At 66.6% G+C, this 16,561-nt stretch carries 14 protein-coding genes, 1 tRNA gene and 1 pseudogene; 7 read left to right on the top strand and 9 right to left on the bottom strand.

Going from position 1 to position 16,561, the window contains the following annotated elements; genetic code table 11:
* Nucleotides 1-29 precede the first annotated feature (29 nt).
* From OKW76_RS15350 to OKW76_RS15330, 5 genes and pseudogenes are all read right to left on the bottom strand, one after another.
* A pseudogene (locus OKW76_RS15350) lies at nt 30-263 on the bottom strand (DUF2155 domain-containing protein); the annotation flags it as partial.
* A gap of 218 nt (nt 264-481) precedes the next feature.
* The gene (locus OKW76_RS15345; protein WP_265549764.1) at nt 482-871 is read right to left on the bottom strand and encodes an NADH:ubiquinone oxidoreductase subunit NDUFA12; all 390 of its coding nucleotides are present in this window, start codon (nt 869-871) and stop codon (nt 482-484) included.
* A 69-nt stretch (nt 872-940) separates the two neighbouring features.
* On the bottom strand, nt 941-1,462 hold the full coding sequence (locus tag OKW76_RS15340) for a DUF192 domain-containing protein (RefSeq protein WP_265549762.1): 522 nt from the start codon (nt 1,460-1,462) through the stop codon (nt 941-943).
* Between the two features lie 6 nt (nt 1,463-1,468).
* The gene (locus tag OKW76_RS15335) at nt 1,469-2,008 is read right to left on the bottom strand and encodes a cold shock domain-containing protein (protein WP_265553033.1); all 540 of its coding nucleotides are present in this window, start codon (nt 2,006-2,008) and stop codon (nt 1,469-1,471) included.
* 89 nt (nt 2,009-2,097) lie between these two features.
* The gene (locus OKW76_RS15330; RefSeq protein ID WP_265549760.1) at nt 2,098-2,661 is read right to left on the bottom strand and encodes a regulatory protein RecX; all 564 of its coding nucleotides are present in this window, start codon (nt 2,659-2,661) and stop codon (nt 2,098-2,100) included.
* A gap of 169 nt (nt 2,662-2,830) precedes the next feature.
* On the opposite strand from OKW76_RS15330, the gene OKW76_RS15325 reads away from it, so the two are divergent.
* From OKW76_RS15325 to OKW76_RS15315, 3 genes are all read left to right on the top strand, one after another.
* A complete protein-coding gene (locus tag OKW76_RS15325) occupies nt 2,831-4,573 on the top strand; it encodes a fatty acyl-AMP ligase (protein WP_265549758.1) in 1,743 nt (580 codons plus the stop codon).
* Nucleotides 4,574-4,742: 169 nt separating this feature from the next.
* Nucleotides 4,743-7,040, top strand: a complete 2,298-nt coding sequence (locus OKW76_RS15320; protein WP_265553031.1) for a putative bifunctional diguanylate cyclase/phosphodiesterase — start codon at nt 4,743-4,745, stop codon at nt 7,038-7,040.
* A gap of 73 nt (nt 7,041-7,113) precedes the next feature.
* Nucleotides 7,114-7,189 (top strand) — tRNA-Trp (locus OKW76_RS15315).
* Between the two features lie 19 nt (nt 7,190-7,208).
* On the opposite strand, the gene OKW76_RS15310 is transcribed toward OKW76_RS15315, so the two are convergent.
* Nucleotides 7,209-7,358, bottom strand: coding sequence for a hypothetical protein (locus OKW76_RS15310; protein WP_265549756.1), 150 nt, complete (start codon nt 7,356-7,358; stop codon nt 7,209-7,211).
* A gap of 286 nt (nt 7,359-7,644) precedes the next feature.
* On the opposite strand from OKW76_RS15310, the gene secE reads away from it, so the two are divergent.
* Both secE and nusG read left to right on the top strand, forming a co-directional pair.
* A complete protein-coding gene (gene secE / locus OKW76_RS15305; RefSeq protein WP_265549754.1) occupies nt 7,645-7,842 on the top strand; it encodes a preprotein translocase subunit SecE in 198 nt (65 codons plus the stop codon).
* 17 nt (nt 7,843-7,859) lie between these two features.
* Nucleotides 7,860-8,396: a transcription termination/antitermination protein NusG gene (gene nusG / locus OKW76_RS15300; RefSeq protein WP_265549753.1), complete on the top strand. Its 537-nt coding sequence runs from the start codon at nt 7,860-7,862 to the stop codon at nt 8,394-8,396.
* A gap of 156 nt (nt 8,397-8,552) precedes the next feature.
* Here nusG and OKW76_RS15295 read toward each other — a convergent pair whose 3' ends face one another.
* Entirely contained in the window at nt 8,553-8,807 is a 255-nt protein-coding gene (locus OKW76_RS15295; protein WP_265549751.1) for a hypothetical protein, read from the bottom strand.
* Between the two features lie 160 nt (nt 8,808-8,967).
* On the opposite strand from OKW76_RS15295, the gene OKW76_RS15290 reads away from it, so the two are divergent.
* Nucleotides 8,968-11,895 carry a class I SAM-dependent DNA methyltransferase gene (locus tag OKW76_RS15290; protein WP_265549749.1) on the top strand — a complete coding sequence of 976 codons (2,928 nt, stop codon included), beginning with the start codon at nt 8,968-8,970 and terminating at the stop codon, nt 11,893-11,895.
* Nucleotides 11,896-12,145: 250 nt separating this feature from the next.
* Nucleotides 12,146-13,312 (top strand): glycoside hydrolase family 26 protein, encoded by a 1,167-nt coding sequence (locus OKW76_RS15285; RefSeq protein ID WP_265549747.1) that lies wholly within the window; start codon nt 12,146-12,148, stop codon nt 13,310-13,312.
* Nucleotides 13,313-13,334: 22 nt separating this feature from the next.
* Here the strand turns inward: OKW76_RS15285 and OKW76_RS15280 are convergent, their stop codons facing one another.
* A complete protein-coding gene (locus OKW76_RS15280; RefSeq protein ID WP_265549745.1) occupies nt 13,335-15,023 on the bottom strand; it encodes a response regulator in 1,689 nt (562 codons plus the stop codon).
* A 10-nt stretch (nt 15,024-15,033) separates the two neighbouring features.
* Complete coding sequence (locus tag OKW76_RS15275) at nt 15,034-16,545, bottom strand: ATPase domain-containing protein (RefSeq protein ID WP_265549743.1); 1,512 nt, start codon at nt 16,543-16,545, stop codon at nt 15,034-15,036.
* Nucleotides 16,546-16,561 lie beyond the last annotated feature (16 nt).

The raw sequence follows: 16,561 nt of genomic DNA, 5'->3' as shown, positions 1-16,561 counted from the left end.
TGCGGCACGACGTTGAGCGCGGGCCGCTCCTTGAACAGCCAGCCCGAAAAGGCGCGCCGCCATTTGGCGTCGCTGCCGCGCGTGTCGAGCTGGACGAAGGCGCCGGTATATTGCTCGGTCTCCCACGGCGCGGTGACTTCGCACGCGCGCAGCCGCACGATCGCGTCGCCGATCCGCACCGCCTGTCCCGGCCGCAGCGTCAGGTCGCGGCTTTCGCCGTTGCGCTTGTTGAGCAGCCCCACCACCGCGACACGCTGCGCCATCGGCGTGGTCCCACGCGTGGCGGCGAGGTTCGATTCCTCGCTCTCGACGGTGACGATGTCGCTAGCCGCCTTGGGTGCGGGCGCGGGCACGTCGATCGAGGTCGCAGCGGTCGGCGTGGTAGCCACCGCGCGGCCATGTCCGAGCATCGCGATGCCCTGCCACGCGCCGACACCCAGCGCGGCGGCGATCGCGGTGCCGCCCAGGACCCGACGAAGCCTCATCCCTCGGGCGACCACGCCTCATAGTCGCCGGTGGCGCGGACGCGCTGGCCACCCTTTTCCAGCGCCCCCGGCGGGCGATAGGCAAGCGCGGTGCCGGTCTGGTTGGGCAAGGGCGGCTGTTCCCAGGCGCGCGGCTGCACCGACTGGTCGGGCACGTCGTCGCTTTGCTGGTGCAGCCAGCCGAACCATTCGGGGGGCACCCGGCTGGCATCGTTGGCGCCGTTGTAGATCACCCAGCGGCGAGGACGCCCCGCAGTGTCCTTGCCGCCCATCCAATAGACGTTGCCCAGCGAATCGCTGCCCATCTTTTGCTTGCCGCGCAGCGCCAGCGTGGTGCCGATGGTGGCGCCGTTCCACCAGGTGAAGATCGATCCGAGGATACCCATGTTGGTCCCATTAGCGCGTTCGCGGGGGCGGTGGCAACGTGCCTCGTCGCAGGCCCGCATGCGCCACGTTCAGCCCGCGGGGAAACCCGCCCAGCTGACCTTGTCGCCCGGCGAGATGCCGAGCTCGGCGGCGCGCCCGCCGACCAGCTCGAGCACCGCGCCCACCGGCTCACCCGACGGCACCGGCGCTTCGGAAAAGGGCACGGTGTTCTCGGCGATGCTCGCGATCGTCCCGTCGGCGCGGATGAAGATAATGTCGAGCGGGGTCGGCGTGTTCTTCATCCAGAAGCTCGCCTCCTTGGGCCCTCCCCCCTCGGCGGGATAGGGATAGAACAGCATCGCCGATTTCGGGCCGAGATCGGTGCGGTACATCAGCCCGCGATCCTGCTCGGCACGGGTACGCGCGGGCTCTGCGTCGAACCGATGCGCGCCGCTGGCGGTGGTGATCGTCAGCGGCACCGATCGCTGCGCCGTCGCGGCGGCTGGGCCGGGCGACTGCGCCGAAATCGCATTGGCCGAACCCCCGGCATCGCAGCCGGCGGTGATGAGGAGCGCGCAAACCAGCGGCGCCCTAAGACTACGCGATACCATCTCGCTTCATTCGGGCTTTTCGATCGCCACCGCAAGCGGTCCCTTGTCGCCCGCGACGATCCGCGCGCGCAGCGGCTGGTCGGGCTCGACCTCGTCGATATTGGCGCGGCGCAGTGTTTCCATGTGGACGAAGATATCGCCGTCGCCGTCGGGACGCACCAGAAAGCCATAGCCCTTCAGCCGGTTGAACCATTTGACGATCACCGGCTCGAACGGCCCGGCATCGTCGACCAGCTTCAGCCGGTCGGCGCGATCACCCTGCCCTTGCAGCCTCGGGGCTTCGATCGCGGTCGACAAGTCGATCGTGACGATCTGGCTCGCCTGGAATCCGCGCTGGCGCCGCACCGCGCGGCACTCGACGCGCGCACCCTCGGGAAGACTGCGCCGCCCATGATCCTGCAATACCGAGAAATGGACAAGAATATCGCCGACGTCTTGTTCGTCGGCGATGACGAATCCAAAGCCGCGCGTAACGTCGAACCATTTGACGACGCCCGAATACACGGGCGCATCAACCTGCCCGCCATGATCGTCCTCTCGGGCCATCGGCAGCTCCATGTCGAACGCATCCGGCACCGGTTGCGGATCTGAACGCATCTTTATATTACCCCCGTCCAATATCTTAACACAGCGTTTCAATAAAGCGAATGGAGGAGTAGCGCTTCAATATCAATATCTTGCCCGGAATGGGACAATGGCTGCATTGCTGCGATGCGGCGTGACAGCGCAGGGGCGTGGCCGGCGCGAATCATCGCGGCCATATGTTTTTCGCGCCCCGGTCGTTCGGCGGCCTCGCGGGCATACGGGCCGATCCGCTTGCGACGCGCGAAGCTCAGCGCGCTTTCCACCGCCTTTTCCTCGGCTTGCGGCACGATGCCGACAGCATCCTCGCCGCCCACCCCCGCCTGCTGGAGCGCCATCGCCACCCGGCGCGCGCCGAACCCACGCCGCGTCAGCGCCGCCGCGCGCGCCTCGCCGAACGCGCGATCGTCGATATAGCCGAGCGCGGCGATCCGCTCGACCAGCGCGTCGATCGCCGGCGGATCCATATCCTCGCCCCAGCCGCGCTCGCGGATCTTGCGCGCCAGATACGTCGCCAGCTTGGCGCGCGTCGTCGCGAACCGCTCGACATAGCGCAGCGCCAGCCGTTCGAGCGTATCGGGCGCAAGCGGCGGCGCAGGACTGCGGATTCGGGCCATGCCATGTTTGTGCCACACTGGCGCACGATCTAGCAAAGTCCATCGATGGGTGAAAAATCGGCCAGCGACTTGCTTTTGGTTGGCTGCGCAACGAAAGCCGTCGGCCACAACGGGCAGAACGCCCGGAAAACGACGTAAACGACGTAAAAGGGTATCGGGACCGCGTGACGTGAGATTATCCGAGACGACCAACCGGGCGGCCACGCCCAGCAGCGATGCGCTGCCGCGCCGCTTTTCGGATTTCGAAACGCTGGGCGAGGCGCTCGACTATGCCGCGCGCGGCGAGCGCGGGCTGAACTTCCACGACGCCCGCGGCACCCTCGCGCGCGCCTATCCCTATGCCGAGCTGCGCAGCGACGCGCTCGACCAGGCGGCGCGGCTGATCGCTGCCGGCGTCAACCCCGGCGATCGCATCGCGCTGGTCGCCGAGACCGGCCCCGAATTCGCCTCGTTGTTCTTCGGCGTGGTCTATGCCGGCGGCTGGCCGGTGCCGCTGCCGCTGCCCACCTCGTTCGGCGGCCGCGACAGCTATATCGACCAATTGCGCGTCCAGCTTGCCAGCTGCGACCCGACGATGCTGTTCTACCCCGCCGAGCTCGCCGCGATGGCGGGTGAGGCCGCGCGGATCGCGGGCGTCGAGGGGATCGAATGGGAAAGCTTCGGCCTGCGTGAGGCTCCCGCGGTCACGCTGCCCACCGCCACCGCCGACGACATCGCCTATCTGCAATATTCGAGCGGATCGACGCGCTTCCCGCACGGCGTCATCATCAGCCACCGCGCCTTGCTCAACAACCTTGCGGCGCATTCGCACGGCATGAAGCTGATCGATGGCGATCGCTGCATTTCGTGGCTGCCCTGGTATCACGACATGGGGCTGGTCGGCTGCCTGCTCTCGCCGGTCGCCAACCAGGTGTCGGCCGATTATCTCAAGACCGAGGATTTCGCGCGGCGCCCGCTCGCCTGGCTCGACCTCATCAGCCGCAATCCGGGGACCACCCTCTCCTATTCGCCCACCTTCGGCTACGACATCTGCGCGCGCCGCATGTCGAGCCAGACCAAGGCGTCCGAACGCTTCGACCTGTCGCGCTGGCGCGTCGCGGGCAACGGTGCCGACATGATCCGCCCCGACGTGATGCAGAAATTCGTCGACGCCTTCGCCGATGCGGGCTTCGCCGCCTCGGCCTTCCTGCCGAGCTACGGTCTTGCCGAAGCGACGCTGGCGGTGTCGATCATGCCCCCGGGCGAAGGCATCGTCGTCGAGCTCGTCGAGGAGACGCAGCTCTCGGGCATGTCGGTCGATGGCGGGCGCCCGCAGCGCTTCCGCGCGATCGTCAATTGCGGCCGGCCGGTGCGCGACATGGCGGTCGAAATCCGCGAGGAAGACGGCACCCCGCTCCCCGACAAGGCGATCGGGAAGGTCTGGTGCAAGGGCCCGTCGCTGATGGCGGGCTATTTCCGCGACGATGCCGCGACCGACGCGTGCATGACCGATGGCTGGCTCGACACCGGCGACATGGGATATCTGTCCGACGGCTACGTCTATATCGTCGGCCGCGCCAAGGACATGATCATCATCAACGGCCGCAACCACTGGCCGCAGGACATCGAATGGGCGGTCGAGCAATTGCCCGGCTTCAAGGCGGGCGACATCGCCGCCTTCGCGATCACCACGCCGGGCGGCGAGGAAACCCCCGCCGTGCTGGTCCAATGCCGCACCAGCGACGACGCCGAACGCTCGCGGCTGCGCGACGACATCCGCGAACGGGTACGCTCGGTGACCGGCATGCACTGCGTCGTCGAGCTCGTGCCGCCGCGCACCCTGCCGCGCACCAGCTCGGGCAAATTGAGCCGCGCCAAGGCGCGGAATCTGTACCTGGCGGGCGAGATCAAACCCTACGATATCGCCGCCTGACCGCGGCCACGCTGCAGGCGTTCGCGCCTGCAGCAGCCACACATAAATATCGCGGCGGGGGCGCACCATAACTTCTCGCTAACCAACTTGGCGCTACTGCAGCGCGGTGACTAGCGATACGACCTCCCAGTTCGCCAAGCCGCGGATCGATGCCCGCGCGCTCTTAGGTATGCACGATCCGCGCGATCTGACCGATTGGGGTCCGATCCGCGCCGCGCAGCTCAATGCCGGTAGCCAGCTCGCGCTGTTCCTGCTCGCCGCCAATGTTTTCGGCGCGGCGCTGCTGATCCTCCAGTTTCGCAATCTCTTGCCGGTCTGGCTGTTGTTTGGCTGGGGCGCCTTGGTCGCGGTGATTTCCGCGGCAGTCGGCATCCGCCGCCTGTCCTCGCGCGCGCGCACCCAGATTTCGGCGAGCATCGAGGACATTCGCGACACCGCGTATGAAGGGCTCGCGCTCGGCATCATCTGGTCGATCGCGCCGGTCGTCTTCGGCCCCTATGCGCAGGGCGAATCGGCGCTCGCCTTGTGGCTGACGCTGTCGATCCTGATGACCGCATCGGCGGTCGCGCTGGCCGCATTGCCGCTCGCGACGATCATCTTCCTCAGCGTCGTCGGCACCTCGGTGTCGGTATCGCTGCTGATCGCCACCGGCCCGGTGCTGGCGGCGGCGGCGGCGTTCTTCACCGCCCTGCTCATCGTCGCCTGCTTCGCGCGCGGCAAGGCGCTGGTGGTCATCCGCGCGGGCGAGATCGCGGTCGCCGAACGCGACGAGACCGTCAGCCTGTTGCTGCGCGAGTTCGAGGATCACGGCGCCGACTGGCTGTGGGAGACCGACGCGCAGCGCCGCGTCGTCCGCGCCTCGCCGCGCTTCGCCTATTCGGTAGGCCTCGATCCGGTGAAGATCGACGGCATGCCCTTCCTCCAGGTGCTCGCCGGCCCGCATTGGGAAACCGGCAGCTTCCCCGCCGGGCTCCACCAGCTCGCCGAGCGGCTCAAGGCGCGCGATGCGTTCCGCGACCTGCTGCTGCCCGTCAGCATCGGCGACGAGGAACGTTGGTGGGAAATCTCCGCCAGCCCGCGCTTCGACGAACGCGGCAGCTTCATCGGCTTTCGCGGCGTTGGCTCGGACGTGACCGAAGCGCGCGCTTCGACCGACAAGATCAACCGCATGGCGCGCTATGACATGCTCACCGGCCTGCCCAACCGGCTGCTGCTCAACGAAGCGCTCGCGCGCGCGATGGCCGAGGCCGAGAAATGGGGCGGGCGCTGCGCCTTCATGATGATCGATCTCGATCGCTTCAAGGCGGTCAATGATTCGCTCGGCCACCCGCTCGGCGATCGGCTGCTCCAGCGAGTCGCCGAACGGCTCGCGCATCTGGTCACCGACAACGAAGTGATCGGTCGGCTCGGCGGCGACGAATTCGCCGTCGTGGTCCGCGACGCACGCGATACCGAGCGGCTCGAGCGCCTAGCGCGCACGATCATCGCCACGCTCTCGCGCTCGTACGAGGTCGACCAGCACACGCTCTACATCGGCGCCAGCGTCGGCCTGGCGGTCGGTCCGCGCGACGGCCGCAGCGCCGAGATGCTCGTCCGCTCGGCCGATCTCGCGCTCTACCGCTCGAAGGACGCCGGCGGCGGCGTCTTCAACGTCTACGAGCCCCAATTGCATATCGTCGCCGAAGAGCGCCGCGTGCTCGAAATCGCGCTGCGCAACGCGCTGCAGAACGACGAGCTCACGCTCAACTACCAGCCGGTGGTCCATGCCGGCACCGGCGCGCTCACCGGGTTCGAGGCGCTGTTGCGCTGGACGCACCCGACGCTCGGCCCGATCAGCCCCGCCAAGTTCATCCCGCTCGCCGAGGATGCGCGGCTGATCGCGCCGATCGGCGAATGGGTGCTGCGCAACGCCTGCGCCGAGGCGGCGACGTGGGACGACGATATCCGAATCGCGGTCAACGTCTCGCCCGAACAGCTCCACAACCCCGCTTTTGTCGCGGTCATCGCGCAGGCGATCACCCAGACCGGCATCTCGCCCGACCGGCTCGAGCTCGAGGTCACCGAAAGCGTCTTCCTGCGCGAAGGCACCGGCGCGGTCCGCGTGCTCGAACACATCCTCCAGCTCGGCTGCCGCCTCAGCCTCGACGATTTCGGCACCGGCTATTCCTCGCTCGGCTATCTCTCGCGCACCAAATTTTCCTCGATCAAGATCGACCGCAGCTTCGTCCAGAGCGCGTCGAAGGGGGTGCGCGAGGCGATCGCGATCATCCGCGCGGTGGTCGCGCTCGCGCAGTCGCTCGGCATGGCGACCACCGCCGAGGGCGTCGAGACCGAGGAGGAGCACCAGATGGTCCAGGAGCTCGGCTGCACCAAGGTGCAGGGCTATTATTTCGGCCGCCCGCTTCCCACCGACGAGGCACGCCATTTGGCGACGCGGCGCAAGCGCGGCGAGAGCATCGCCGCCTGATCGACGTACCTGCGTATGCGGGTTCGGTTTTTCTTGCGGCGCGCGAAACGCGCGGCTAGGGCAATCGCGCTGCAGGAGTGTAGCTCAGTTGGTAGAGCATCGGTCTCCAAAACCGAGGGCCGTGGGTTCGAGTCCCTCCACTCCTGCCAGCCGCACCTGCGGCGGCGTTCAGACGAACAGCGGCAGCAGCAGGATCGCCCACAACAGCGCCGCGATCGGCAGCGAATAGAGCAGCCCGCGGATCGGCAGCGCCTGTCGCAACACCGGGCCAGTCCGCGGACCTGGCTGAATCGGGTTGGCTTTGACGCGCGACCGCATGACTGCTCTCCTAGGGCCGACCGGGCGGATGGCTGCAATCGCCACCTCGGTCCTCCGATATGCCTATGCTTAATATAGGGTGTACGCGCGTTTTCGCCAGGATATGGCGCCGCTTCGTTCCCGCCCCGGCGCACATGCTTGCACTGCCCCTGATCCTTCGCTAGATACCGGTCCCAATCCGACAGTCTGGATGGGCAGCGCCGGTTTCCTCTTCAGGAACCGGGCAGCGGCCCTTTGCCCGGCGGTCGGCGAACCAACGAACCCATTGTCAAAGGGCAGCACGCCAGTGGCGAAAACGACCCCGATCGAGTTCATGCGGCAGGTCCGCGCCGAAACCGCCAAGGTCGTCTGGCCGACGCGCAAGGAAACGGTGATGACCGCGGTGATGGTCGTGATCATGACCTCGCTGCTGGCGATCTTCTTCCTTGGCGTCGACAGCTTCTTCGACGCGCTGGTGAAGTTCCTGCTCTCCCTCGCCGACTAAGAAACGGAACAACACGCATGGCGCGCTGGTACATCATTCACGCCTATTCGGGCTTCGAGAACAAGGTCCGCGACCAGATCCTGGCCGACGCGACCCGGCTGGGGCTCGACGCGCTAGTCGAAAGCGTCGAGGTGCCGGTCGAGACGATCACCGAGGTCCGCCGCGGCAAGAAGGTGCAGTCCGAGCGCAAGTTCTTCCCGGGCTATGTGCTCGCCAAGCTCGACATGAACGACGACGTCTATCACCTGGTGAAGAACACGCCGAAGGTGACGGGCTTCCTCGGCAGCATGGGCAAGCCGCAGCCGATCAGCGAAGGCGAAGCCGCGCGGATCCTGAACACCAAGGAAGAAGCCGCCGCCGCGCCCAAGCAGCAGATCAAGGTCGATTACGAGATCGGCGACAATGTGAAGGTGCTCGACGGCCCGTTCGCCAGCTTCAACGGCATGGTCGAGGAGCTCGATTTCGACAAGTCGAAGGTCAAGGTATCGGTATCGATCTTCGGCCGCGCGACCCCGGTCGAGCTCGATTTCGAGCAGGTCGAAAGAAGCAAATAAGGCCAAGCCGCCCAGGATTAGCCGCGCTAATCCTGCGACGGCGCCGGCCCGGCCGGCGGGGCGCGAAGCGAGCCCGTCCGACGTCACGCGCGGGCTTTGCCCGCGCCCTTTTTGCTCCAGTCCAGCGCCGCGCGCCCCGGCCCGGCAGCGCCCCTCCTATTCCTCGCGCAGCTCGACCACCTCGAACGCAAAGCGCACCCACCCGCGCTGCCGCGCCGCGTCCTGCGCCGCCGCCCGCTTGCCCGTCGCTTCCTTCAGCGACTTGGCGTGTCCCCAGAAAACCTCGGTCTTGCCATTGGCCAGCTCGGCGACGATCCGCCAGAAATGCGTGAACGCCGCGGCGGTAGGGCCGATCGTCTTCACATAGCCATCGGCCATCGTCGCGGTCAGGATGCGCTTCTTTCGTGCCATGCCGGGGGCGATAGCCGCTGCCGCGTCGACGGTCAGCAACCTTCCCGATCGCGGCGATGCAGGCGCGGGCAAACATTGCCCTGTCGGCCCGATCGATTACTACGTCGGATGGGGGAGCGGCACGCGATTTGCTGGATGCCCCCTATCATCTTGGGGCGACATGACACCGCACGAATTCCTGACCAAATGGCGCGCCAACGAGCTCAAGGAACGCTCGGCGTCGCAAAGCCATTTCAACGACCTGTGCGCGCTGCTCGGCCTGCCCGATCCCGTCTCGGCCGATCCGACCGGCGACTGGTTCACCTTCGAAAAGGGCGCGAGCAAGACCAGCGGCGGCGAAGGCTGGGCCGATGTCTGGCGCAAGGGGCATTTCGCCTGGGAATATAAGGGCCGCCACGCCAATCTCGACAAGGCCAACGCCCAGCTGCTGCAATATGCCGTCGCGCTGGAAAACCCGCCGCTGCTGATCGTGTCGGACATGGCGCGGATCGTGATCCGCACCAATTGGACCAACAGCGTGCAGGAAAAGCACGAATTCGTCCTCGACGACCTGGTCGATGGCGCGGTGCGCGACCGGATCAAGGCGGCGTTCGTCAATCCCGAGGCATTCCGCCCCGCCAAGTCGCGGCAGGAGCTTACCGAGGAGACCGCCGCCGAATTCGCCGGCCTCGCGCAGCGGCTGCGCGACCGTGGCAACGAAGCGCACCAGGTGGCGCATTTCGTCAACCGGCTGGTATTCTGCATGTTCGCCGAGGATGTCGGGCTGCTGCCCGATCACCTGTTCACCAGGATGCTCGAGGTCAGCCGGCGCAATCCGGCCGAGTTCGCCGCGAATGCCGCCACGCTGTTCGGCGCGATGGCGCGCCCCGGCGGCAAGGTCGGCTTCACCGCGATCGAATGGTTCAACGGCGGGCTGTTCGAGGACGACCATGTCCTTGCGGTCGACGGCGACGACATCGACCAGCTGCTGCGCGCCGCGCGACGCGACTGGAGCCAGATCGACCCCTCGATCCTCGGCACGCTGTTCGAACGCGGGCTGGACCCTGCAAAGCGCAGCCAGCTGGGCGCGCATTACACCGATCGCGACAAGATCATGCTGATCGTGCGCCCGGTGATCATCGAACCGCTCGAAGCCGAATGGGCCGCTACGCTGGCGCGCATGACCGCGCTGCTCGAAAATGCGCCCCGGCGCACCGCCGAGCGCCTGCTAACCCCGGCGGAGAAGCGCAAGGCGCAGAAGGCACTCGACGACGCTACCGCGCTGCATTCGGCGTTCATCGAGCGGCTGGCCGATTTCCGCGTCCTCGATCCCGCCTGCGGCTCGGGCAATTTCCTTTACGTCGCGCTGCGATCGCTCAAGGATATCGAACATCGCGCCAATCTCGATGCCGAAGCGCTCGGGCTTCCGCGCGGCTTCCCGCGCGTCGGCCCCGAATGCGTGCTGGGGATCGAACTCAACCCCTATGCCGCCGAGCTGGCGCGCGTGTCGGTCTGGATCGGCGAAATCCAGTGGATGCGCCGCAATGGCTTCGAGGCGTCGAAGAACCCGATCTTGCGCCCGCTGGAGACCATCGAGTGCCGGGATGCAGTGCTGAATGAGGACGGGACTCGGGCCGAGTGGCCTAACGCGGACGTGGTCATTGGGAACCCGCCGTTCTTGGGCAACAAGAAGATGATCGCCGAACTGGGCGAGGATTATACTCGCGCTTTGCGTAAGGCATGGCCGGACGTGCCGGGCGGTATTGATCTTGTCTGTTACTGGTTCTCGAAGGCTTGGGAGATGATGGTTTCAGGCGGACTTGAGCGTGCGGGACTAGTTGCAACCAATTCTATAAGGGGCGGGGCGAACAGAGAAGTTATCAAGCCAGTCGTTGAGCATGGTCGCATTTCTGAAGCTTGGAGCGACGAGGATTGGACCGTTGACGGTGCTGCAGTGCGGGTTTCGCTCATCTGCTTCGACCGGGACATTGGCGTGGCCGGACAACTAAACGGACATTTGGTTCAACAGATCTTTTCCGATCTGACAGGAGCAGAAGGTTCAACTGATCTGACCGCGGCCCGCCCGCTGCGGCAAAATTCCGCGGTTGCATTTCAGGGTACGATTAAAACCGGACCCTTTGAAGTGACCGGCGAGCTGGCTCGACAGTGGATAAAGCTACCCGTTAACCCAAACGGGCAGGGCAATGTGGATGTGCTAAGACCGTGGGCTAACGGAATGGACCTCGTTCGGAGGCCCTCTGGCCAGTGGATTATAGATTTCGGCACGAGTATGATTGAGAGCGAAGCTGCTCTCTTTGAAACTCCGTTCGCGTATTTGCGAGACGCTATTGATTCAGAGAATGCTAAGCGAGAGATTCTTGGCAAGCCCCCGCTACGAGGGCGAGAAACCCGAGCGCTTGACGGCTGGTGGCTACATCAACGCGCCCGAGGGGAAATGCGCCGCGCCTTGCTCACCAAGGAGCGATTTATCCTAAGTCCTCGAGTCTCCAAGCACCGAGTTTTTGTGTGGGCCGATAAGTCGGTGCTGGCTGATTCAGCTATAATTGCCATCGCCCGCGACGACGACACCAGCTTCGGCATCCTCCATTCGCGCTTCCACGAACTCTGGTCGCTGCGCATGGGCACCTTCCTCGGGGTCGGCAACGATCCCCGCTACACGCCCTCAACGACCTTCGAGACCTTCCCCTTCCCCGAAGGCCTGACCCCCGACATCCCCGCCGCCGCCTATGCCGACGACCCGCGCGCGCAGGCGATCGCGACCGCCGCCGCACGGCTCAACGAATTGCGCGAGAACTGGCTCAACCCCGCCGACCTCGTCGTGCGCGAACCCGAAGTGGTGCCCGGCTACCCCGATCGCATCCTGCCGAAGGACGCCGACGCGGCGAAGGAGCTCAAAAAGCGCACGCTGACCAATCTCTACAATGCGCGCCCGCAATGGCTGGCCAATGCGCACGCCGCGCTCGATGCGGCGGTGGCGGACGCCTATGGCTGGGGCGCGGACTGGCGCGCGGGGCTGCTCACCGATGACGAGATACTGGCGCGCCTCTTCCGGCTCAATCAGGAACGCGCCACCCCGCCCCCGCGCTAGCGCTGATCGGTCCGTGCGCGCACCTGTCGCGCGCATGCCAAGCCGCCCACGGCACGCAACCGGCTAGCTTCCGTCGAGCGAAGCCGCGCCCGGCCGCCGGCGGTTCGCGTTCGAACCAGCGACACCCGAACCGATGCTCGCGGCTGCCCAAGGTCCGCCTGCCGCACCCTGCGGTCCACCCGTCGCGGTTCGAAGAATCCCCCGCCTGGCATAAACCAACCGGTAACCGCTCCGCCCTACGCTTGGTTCCATGCTCGCGACCCCGCCCCCCCTCGTCGGCCCCGCAGTTCCTCGGCGGCGGCTCTTCCGTAATGCGACCAGCCTGTCGCTAACTTTGTGCCTGCTGCTGGCGGGATGCGGCGGCGAGGATAGTGGCGGGACCGAATCGGCGGGATCGGTGGTGATCGCGCCGGGTGCTGGCGCGGGCACGGTAACGCCCCCCGCAGCGACCCCAACGCCGACGCCCGCACCCGCCGTGCCAGCCCCCGCCCCCACGCCCACACCCACGCCGGCAACCAGCCCCGCGGCGGTGACGCCCGCGCCCAGCCCCAGCCCCAGCCCCGCCCCCGCCCCTGCGCCCTCGGCGGCGATGCAAACCTCCTTCTATGTCGGCAACGACCCCAACCAGATCGGCGTCGTCGAGCGCTGGCTTGAGCGCAAACCCGACGCGGTGCAGCTGTTCGCCGGCCGCGCCAGTTGGGCAGACTGGCGCGGCTCATCGGGATGGGCAGCGGGCCTCTTTGCCGGCCGCGGCGTCGATATTCGCTGGTCGATTCCGATGTTTCCGCTGGGCGAGACGCTCGAGAAGGCGGCGGCGGGTGCCTATGACGAGCATTATCGCGATCAGGCGCGTACGCTCAACCGCGCAACCCCCGCGGGGCAGAAAATTCCGGTCAGGCTCGGCTGGGAATTCAACGCCGATTGGCAGCCTTGGGGGGCACTGAAGAACCCCGAAGCCTATAAGGGCACCTTCCGGCGGATGGTTCAGGTCTTCCGCCAGGAAACCGACCGCTTCGAATTCGAATGGACCCCCAATGTCGGCGATCACGGGATGGACCCCGCGCTCGCCTATCCGGGCGATGCCTATGTCGACGTGATCGGCATGGATTTCTACTACAATACCCAGTGGCATCCCAAGGACCCCGAGGCGGCGTGGATCTACATGGTCAACGAAAAATACGGCCTCGCCTGGCACCAGCAATTCGCCGCCGCGCACAAGAAGCCCACCGCCTATGCCGAATGGGGGGTAAATTCGGACACCGCCGGCCCCTTCATCAAGCGGGCAAAAGCCTGGTTCGTCCGGCACAACGTCCAATATCACAGCTATTGGGATTCGAACGCCGACTTCCGTGGCATGCTCAGCAACAACCAATTCCCGCGCGCGGCGCAGGACTTCAAGGAAGCCTTCGGCAACTGACGCGCGGTAGGCGCGGCGTGGGCTAGGCCTGCTGCCGCGCCGCGCCCTGCGCGCGCGCAAGCGTGTCCGCGATCCGATCGGCCAGCTCGGCCAGACGATAGGGTTTGCGGATCAGCGTTTCCTCGGTCAGCTCGCTCCTGGTGTCCGCCATGTCGGCATAGCCGCTGGCGAACAGGATCGGCATCGCCGGATCGATCGCGCGCACCCGCCGCGCGAATTCCAGGCCGTTCATCCCCGGCATCAGGATATCGGTCAGCACCATGTCGAACCGCTCGCCCGCGAAATCGGCGAGCGCATGCCGCGCGCTCTCGCACGCGGTGACCTCGTAGCCGATCTCGCCCAGCATCTGCGCCGCGATCGCGCGCACTTCGTCATCGTCGTCGACCACCAGGATGTGCGCGTTGCCCGCGGTAATCGAATCGCGGGTCGTGTCGCGCGGCGCGGGGGCGACCAGATCGTGGGTGCGTGGCAGGTATAGCGTGACGGTGGCGCCGCGCCCCACTTCGCTCGCGATATGCACCGTGCCCCCCGACTGGCGCGCGAAGCCATAGATTTGCGCGAGGCCAAGCCCGGTGCCCTTGCCCTTTTCCTTGGTGGTGAAGAACGGCTCGAACGCGCGCGCGATCACCGCCTCGGACATGCCGGTGCCGGTGTCCGACACTGCGATCGCGATATAATGCCCCTCGGCCAGCTCGCCCGCGACTTCGGCGGGAACCGTGGCGACATTGCGCGTGGCGATCCGCAGCGTGCCGCCGTCGGGCATCGCATCGCGCGCGTTGATCGCCAGGTTGAGCAGCATCACTTCGAGCTGCGTCGGATCGGCAAGTGCGGGCCACAGATCGTCGGCCAGCGCGGTCTCGACCACGACATCGTCGGTGATGACGCGCGCGAGCATCTCGCTCATCGCCGCGACGACGTGGTTGGGCTGCACCGGCGCGGGCGACAATTGCTGCTTGCGCGAGAAGGACAGCAATTGCGAGGTGAGCGACGCGCCGCGCTCGCCCGCCTGCAACGCCATCCGCGCCAGCCGGCGGACCTTCTCGTCGTCGGTTCGGCGCAGCAGCAGGTCGAGCGAGCCGATCACCGCGGTCAGCAGATTGTTGAAATCGTGCGCGATACCGCCGGTCAGCTGGCCGATCGCCTCCATCTTGCGCGCCTGGATCAGCCGCGCCTCGGCGCGCTCGCGCTCGGCGATCTCGGCGGTCAGCCGGTCGTTCGCGCTGGCGAGCTCGGCGGTGCGCTCGGCCACCTTGCGCTCGAGCGTGTCGGCGAAGCGGCGCAGTTCGGCGCGCGCACGCTCGCGTTCCTGCAGATGCTCGGCCGCCAGCCGCTGCCGCCGCCGCGCCCGCGCCAGCGCCCGCGCCGCCGACACTAACGACGCCGGATGCAGCGGCCGCTCGAGCACGGTGACGTTCACCAGTTCCTCGTTCACCCTAAGCCCCGGTCGGCTGCCGCCGCGCTTCGACAGCAGGATGAAGGGAAAGTCCGACCAAGGCGGCTGCTGCTCGATCGCCTGCCGCAGCCGCTCGGGATCGATCCGCGCCAGCGCGTCGTCGGTGACGATCGCGCCTTCGTTGTCGCCTGCCGCCACTGCGGCGATCAGCGCCTCGCCATCGCGATCGAGCACGCAAGACAGCCCCGCGCTGCGCAGCAATTGCGCGATCACCTCGCCGTCGCGGCCCTCGGGCGCGACGACAAGGAATGCGTGCATCGCGGCGTCGTCAGGCTTCGGCGTCGTCACGGTTCGTCATAAGTTTTCCCGCCGCGACCAGTTGCGGCACGCCCGTCAGAACGCCACTGAACCCATTGAGTTTCGGCCCGACGCGAAGTCCTTCGGAATCGATCATCAATTCGCGCAGCGCCTTTTCGTGATGCCCAGTGCGCTTCTTCATCACCGACATCACCCGGCGGATCTCGCCCTCGGCCTCGAAGAAGCGCACCAACAGCACATTGTCCGACAGATAGGTCAGGTCGACCGGCGACTGCATCGCGCCGATCAGCCCGGCCTGCGTCAGCACCAGCAGCGCCAGCACCCCCTGCTGGTTCAGATACGTCACCAGCTCGTGCATCTGGAGCAGCATGTAGCGCTCCTCGGGCATCGCATGCTGGTAGCCCGACAGCGAATCGAGCACGACCATCGTCGTCCCGCTCTCGACATGGCTGCGGATCAGCTGCGCCAGCTCGCCCGGCGACATTTCGGCGGGATCGACCTGCTCGAACACGAACCGCCCCTCGGCGGTCGCCTGCTGGACGTCCATGTTGAGCCCCACCCCGCGGCGCAAAAACACCCGCTCGGTCTCGTCGAAGCTCACGAACAGCGCCTTTTCGCCGTGCTTCAGTCCCTCGAACACATATTGCATCGCCATCGTCGTCTTGCCCGCGCCCGACGGCCCCATGAACAGCGTCGAGGTCCCGTAATCGAGCCCGCCGCCCACCAGCAGGTCGAGCTCGGCAATCCCGCTCGAGGCGACCCGGTCGCGATAGCCCGCGTCGGGATGCGCCGCCGCGCTCAGCCGCGGAAAGATGTCGAGCCCGCCGGGACGGATCACGAAATCATGGAACCCCCCGCGAAACCCACGCGCGCGCATCTTGTATACCCGCAGCCGCCGGCGCTCGGCGCCATAGGGCTGCGCGGTCTGCTCGAGCCGGATGACGCCGTGCGCCAGGCTGTGCAGGCTGAAATCCTCGATCGTCTGGGTAAGATCGTCGAGGAACACCACGGTGCACCCGCGTCGCGCGAAATAATGCTTCATCGCCAGCACCTGGCGGCGGAAGCGCAACCCCCCTTGCGCCAGCATCCGGATTTCGGACAGGCTGTCGAACACCAGTCGCGTCGGTTTTACCCGCTCGACCTCGGCCATCACCATCCGCACCGTTTCCCCGAGCTCGAGGTCCGACGAATAGACGATCGATTGTTCGCGCTCGGGGTCGAGGCTCAGCTCGGGGGGCACCAGCTCGAAGATCTCGATCGCCGACACGTCCCAGCCATGCGTGCCCGCCACCTGCAACAGCTCCTCGCGGCTTTCGGACAAGGTGATGTACATGCAGCGATCGCCCTCGGCGACGCCGGCGAGCAGGAACTGTATCCCAAGCGTAGTCTTGCCCGATCCGGGTTCGCCTTCCAGCAAGTGGACGCGGTTGAAGGCGTAACCGCCGTCGAGGATGCGGTCGAGCGCGGGCGAGCCCGACGACACGGCACCGCCGCCGCCTGCTGGTATCGAAATGTCGGACACGCGCTACTCCCGTCGC

Origin of the sequence: Sphingomonas sp. S1-29, assembly GCF_026167545.1 — a bacterium.
Taxonomy (GTDB): Bacteria; Pseudomonadota; Alphaproteobacteria; order Sphingomonadales; family Sphingomonadaceae; genus Sphingomonas.
This window is presented reverse-complemented; position numbering and strand designations above follow the sequence as displayed.

Bases quoted from the DNA above. Each gene is read 5' to 3' on its own strand.
- OKW76_RS15345 (WP_265549764.1), bottom strand. From the start codon at position 871: ATGGGTATCCTCGGATCGATCTTCACCTGGTGGAACGGCGCCACCATC.
- OKW76_RS15340 (WP_265549762.1), bottom strand. From the start codon at position 1,462: ATGGTATCGCGTAGTCTTAGGGCGCCGCTGGTTTGCGCGCTCCTCATC.
- OKW76_RS15335 (WP_265553033.1), bottom strand. From the start codon at position 2,008: ATGGCCCGAGAGGACGATCATGGCGGGCAGGTTGATGCGCCCGTGTAT.
- OKW76_RS15330 (WP_265549760.1), bottom strand. From the start codon at position 2,661: ATGGCCCGAATCCGCAGTCCTGCGCCGCCGCTTGCGCCCGATACGCTC.
- OKW76_RS15320 (WP_265553031.1), top strand. From the start codon at position 4,743: ATGCACGATCCGCGCGATCTGACCGATTGGGGTCCGATCCGCGCCGCG.
- OKW76_RS15310 (WP_265549756.1), bottom strand. From the start codon at position 7,358: ATGCGGTCGCGCGTCAAAGCCAACCCGATTCAGCCAGGTCCGCGGACT.
- nusG (WP_265549753.1), top strand. From the start codon at position 7,860: ATGGCGCGCTGGTACATCATTCACGCCTATTCGGGCTTCGAGAACAAG.
- OKW76_RS15295 (WP_265549751.1), bottom strand. From the start codon at position 8,807: ATGGCACGAAAGAAGCGCATCCTGACCGCGACGATGGCCGATGGCTAT.
- OKW76_RS15290 (WP_265549749.1), top strand. From the start codon at position 8,968: ATGACACCGCACGAATTCCTGACCAAATGGCGCGCCAACGAGCTCAAG.
- OKW76_RS15285 (WP_265549747.1), top strand. From the start codon at position 12,146: ATGCTCGCGACCCCGCCCCCCCTCGTCGGCCCCGCAGTTCCTCGGCGG.
- OKW76_RS15280 (WP_265549745.1), bottom strand. From the start codon at position 15,023: ATGCACGCATTCCTTGTCGTCGCGCCCGAGGGCCGCGACGGCGAGGTG.